The organism is Mycobacterium sp. TH-M82, assembly GCF_057473605.1.
Genome location: NZ_JBYCKY010000843.1, coordinates 1 through 4,145 on the forward strand (window position 1 = coordinate 1; position 4,145 = coordinate 4,145).

At 67.5% G+C, this 4,145-nt stretch carries 4 protein-coding genes and 1 pseudogene; all 5 read left to right on the forward strand.

Annotation, left to right across the window (positions count from 1 at the left end; translation table 11 throughout):
- Positions 1-696 (forward strand): LLM class F420-dependent oxidoreductase (locus tag AC2VON_RS24460; RefSeq protein ID WP_486955154.1); only part of this gene is annotated, 696 nt, incomplete at its 5' end.
- An 18-nt stretch (positions 697-714) separates the two neighbouring features.
- A pseudogene (locus tag AC2VON_RS24465) lies at positions 715-804 on the forward strand (antitoxin); the annotation flags it as partial.
- A 7-nt stretch (positions 805-811) separates the two neighbouring features.
- Positions 812-1,225 (forward strand): type II toxin-antitoxin system VapC family toxin, encoded by a 414-nt coding sequence (locus AC2VON_RS24470; protein ID WP_486955155.1) that lies wholly within the window; start codon positions 812-814, stop codon positions 1,223-1,225.
- A gap of 329 nt (positions 1,226-1,554) precedes the next feature.
- On the forward strand, positions 1,555-3,075 hold the full coding sequence (locus AC2VON_RS24475; RefSeq protein ID WP_486955156.1) for a CoA-acylating methylmalonate-semialdehyde dehydrogenase: 1,521 nt from the start codon (positions 1,555-1,557) through the stop codon (positions 3,073-3,075).
- On the forward strand, positions 3,072-4,145 hold a 1,074-nt coding region (locus tag AC2VON_RS24480; RefSeq protein WP_486955157.1), incomplete at its 3' end, for an acyl-CoA dehydrogenase family protein. The genes AC2VON_RS24475 and AC2VON_RS24480, both read left to right, overlap by 4 nt.

Here is a 4,145-nt window from a genome sequence, read left to right on the forward strand (position 1 = left end):
CTGGCGGCGACGTCGACTCTGCAGCTGGCGACCGGAATCGTCAACATCTGGTCGGCGGCGGCGCAGCCGGTCGCCGAGTCCTATCGCCGCATCGAAGCGGCTTTCCCGGGCCGGTTTCTGCTCGGTATCGGTGTCGGCCATCCCGAGCACACCGAGCAGTACCGCACCCCGTATGAAGCGCTGGTGGGCTATCTCGATGCGCTGGACGCCGCCGCAGTGCCCGCCGGCCGGCGCGTCATCGCGGCCCTGGGCCCGCGGGTGTTGACGCTGGCGGCACAGCGCAGTGCCGGAGCGCACCCGTACCTGACCACCCCGGAACACACCGCGTGGGCACGGGAACTGGTCGGCCCGTCGGTGTTGCTGGCGCCGGAGCACAAGGTGGTACTGTCCACGGACACCACCGAGGCGCGCACTCTGGGACACGACGCCATCGGCATGTACCTGCGTTTGTCGAACTACGTGAACAACTGGCGCCGGCTCGGTTTCACCGACGACGACGTGCGCCCACCCGGCAGCGACCGGCTGGTCGACGCCGTGGTTGCCCACGGCACCGCCACGGCCGTCGCCGCCCGCCTGGACGAGCACCTGACGGCCGGCGCCGATCACGTGACGGTGCAGGTGCTTGGCGGCTGGCAGCGGCTGGTGCCGACGCTGACCGAACTGGCCGGGCCGCTGGGGCTGACACCGCCGGGCTGACGGTGATCGACGGTGGGCTCGGATGCCTGGCAGCCGCCCACGCCGCGTCGACTCGGTCCGTTTCGTGCATCCGAAGAAACGTGGCGTGAACTCGCCAACCAGACGTGAGTCTGCCGTGCTCTCGATCGATACGAATGTCCTGCTGTATGCCCAAAATCAGGATTGTCCCGAACACGACGCCGCCACCGCCTTCCTCGTCGAGTGCACTGGCCGGACCGACGTCGCCATCTGTGAACTCGTACTGATGGAGCTGTACCAATTGCTGCGCAATCCCGCGGTGGTGACGCAACCACTTGATGGCCCCGATGCGGTGGAGGTCTGTCAGACGTTCCGCCGCAACCGGCGGTGGGCGCTCGTCGAGAACTCCCCGGTGATGACCCAGGTGTGGGCGGTGGCGGCCAGGCCCGGAATCGCTCGCCGGCGCCTCTTCGATGCCCGCCTGGCACTGACGTTGCGCCACCACGGTGTCGACGAGTTCGCCACTCGAAACGTCAACGACTTTACCGAGTTTGGCTTCTCCCGCGTATAGGATCCGGTCATGGCGGACCGCTGACCACGCGTGACGCAGTCAGTCGGCCGCCAACTCCACGCGTTATCGAGACGGCTAGCTGGACACGTCAGCGTCGGACGACGCCAAACTCAGCATCCACGTCGTCGACGCCGACCATCGTGGCCGCATCTACGGATGACGTCCGGTGAAGGTGATGGCACGCCGAGGTTGTCGCGGTATGTCGACGTGGGTGCCGATTTCGAGGCGTACCGGGCCAACAGCGGGTGAAAGCCGAATCGGCTTGCCACCGTCGCCGAAATTTACTAGGATATCCTAGTATCTGCTTTTCACACGTTTCGAGGGCAACCATGACCACGCAGATTCCGCATTTCATCGACGGCAAGCGCACCGCCGGTCAGTCAGGGCGAACCTCCGACGTGTTCGACCCGAACACCGGCAAGGTGCAGGCCAAGCTGGCGATGGCCGACGCCGCCGACGTCGACGCCGCAGTGGCGTCGGCCGCCCGAGCACAGCCCGACTGGGCGGCGCGCAACCCGCAGCGCCGCGCCCGGGTGATGATGCGTTTCGTCGAGCTGGTCAACTCCCACGCCGACGAGCTGGCCGAACTGCTCTCCCGCGAGCACGGCAAGACCCTGGCCGACAGCCGCGGCGACATCCAGCGCGGCATCGAGGTGGTCGAGTTCTGTGTCGGCATCCCGCACCTGCTCAAGGGTGAGCACACCGAGGGCGCCGGGCCGGGCATCGACGTCTACTCGCTGCGTCAGCCGCTGGGCGTGGTCGCCGGTATCACCCCGTTCAACTTCCCGGCGATGATCCCACTGTGGCAGGCCGGGCCGGCGCTGGCGTGCGGCAACGCGTTCGTCCTCAAACCGTCCGAACGGGATCCGTCGGTGCCGGTGCGGCTGGCCGAGCTGTTCGTCGAGGCGGGCCTGCCGCCGGGGGTGCTGCAGGTGGTCCAGGGCGACAAGGAGGCCGTGGATGAGCTATTGCGCCATCCGATGATCGCCGCCGTCGGGTTCGTCGGCAGCTCCGACATCGCGCAGTACATCTACGCCACCGCGACCGCCAACGGCAAACGCGCTCAGTGCTTCGGCGGTGCGAAGAACCACATGATCGTGATGCCCGACGCCGACCTGGACCAGGCCGTCGATGCGCTGGTCGGCGCCGGCTACGGCAGCGCCGGGGAGCGGTGCATGGCGATCTCCGTCGCGGTGCCGGTCGGTGAGCAGACCGCGGAACGGTTGCGCGCCAGGTTGGTTGAGCGGATCAACAACCTGCGGGTGGGTTACAGCCTCGACCCCAAGGCCGACTTCGGTCCGCTGGTCAACTCTGCTGCCGTCGAGCGGGTCAAGGGCTACATCGACGCCGGCGTTGCCTCCGGGGCCGAACTGGTGGTCGACGGCCGCGGCCGCGGCAGCGACGAAATGCAGTTCGGCGACGCCAATCTGGAGGGCGGCTTCTTCGTCGGGCCGACGCTGTTCGACCACGTCACCCCCGAGATGTCGATCTACACCGACGAGATCTTCGGGCCGGTGCTGTGCATCCTCCGCGCCCACGACTACGAAGAGGCGCTGCGGCTGCCGTCGGAGCACGAGTACGGCAACGGGGTGGCGATCTTCACCCGCGACGGCGACACCGCCCGCGACTTCACCTCGCGGGTACAGGTCGGCATGGTCGGAGTCAACGTGCCCATCCCGGTTCCGGTGTCATATCACACTTTCGGCGGTTGGAAGCGGTCCGGTTTCGGCGACCTCAATCAGCACGGCACCTCGTCGATCCAGTTCTACACCAAAGTCAAGACCGTCACGCAGCGCTGGCCGTCGGGCATCAAGGACGGCGCGGAGTTCCACATGCCCACCATGCAATGACCGGCCGCCACGGCCTCGACGATGCCGAGCGGGAGATCGTCGAGACCGCAGCCACGTTCGCCGAGAAGAGGATTGCCCCATACACGCTGGAATGGGATGCCACTCAACATTTTCCGGTAGATGTGCTGCGAGAGGCCGCTGGGCTCGGGATGGCGGCCATCTACTGCCGCGACGACGTCGGCGGCAGCGGCCTGCGCCGCCTGGACGGGGTGCGCATCTTCGAGCAGCTGGCCACCGCAGATCCGACGACCGCAGCATATCTGTCCATCCACAACATGTGCGCCTGGATGATCGACCGTTACGGCACCGAGGAGCAGCGCAAAAGCTGGGTTCCCCGGCTGGCGTCGATGGACGTCATCGCCAGCTACTGCCTGACCGAACCGGGCGCCGGATCCGATGCCGGTGCGTTGCGGACCGGCGCGGTCGCCGACGGTTCGGACTACGTGCTCGACGGCGTCAAGCAGTTCATCTCCGGGGCCGGCGCCTCGCAGGTGTACGTGGTGATGGCCCGCACCGGCCCGCAAACACAGCCGGGCCACCACGGAATCTCCACCTTCATCGTCGAAAAGGACCGTCCTGGACTGAGTTTCGGCGCCCACGAACAGAAGATGGGCTGGAACGCCCAGCCGACCGCCCAGGTGGTGTTCGATCATGTGCGGGTACCCGCCGACGCCATGCTGGGCGGCCCCGACGGTGCCGGCAGCGGTTTCTCCATTGCGATGAACGGGCTCAACGGCGGCCGGATCAACATCGCGGCGTGCTCGCTGGGCGGTGCGCAGGCTGCCCACGACAAGGCCGTCGCCTATCTGGCCGACCGGGAGGCGTTCGGGCACCCCCTGCTCGACGAGCCCACCATCCGGTTCAGCCTGGCCGACATGGCCACCGCGCTGGAGACCTCGCGGCTGCTGCTGTGGCGGGCGGCCGGCGCGCTGGACGAGGACGCGGCCGACAAGGTCGAGCTGTGTGCGATGGCCAAACGCTACGTCACCGACGCGTGTTTCGACGTCGCCGACCAGGCGCTGCAGTTGCACGGCGGCTACGGCTATCTGCGCGAGTACGGTCTGGAGAAG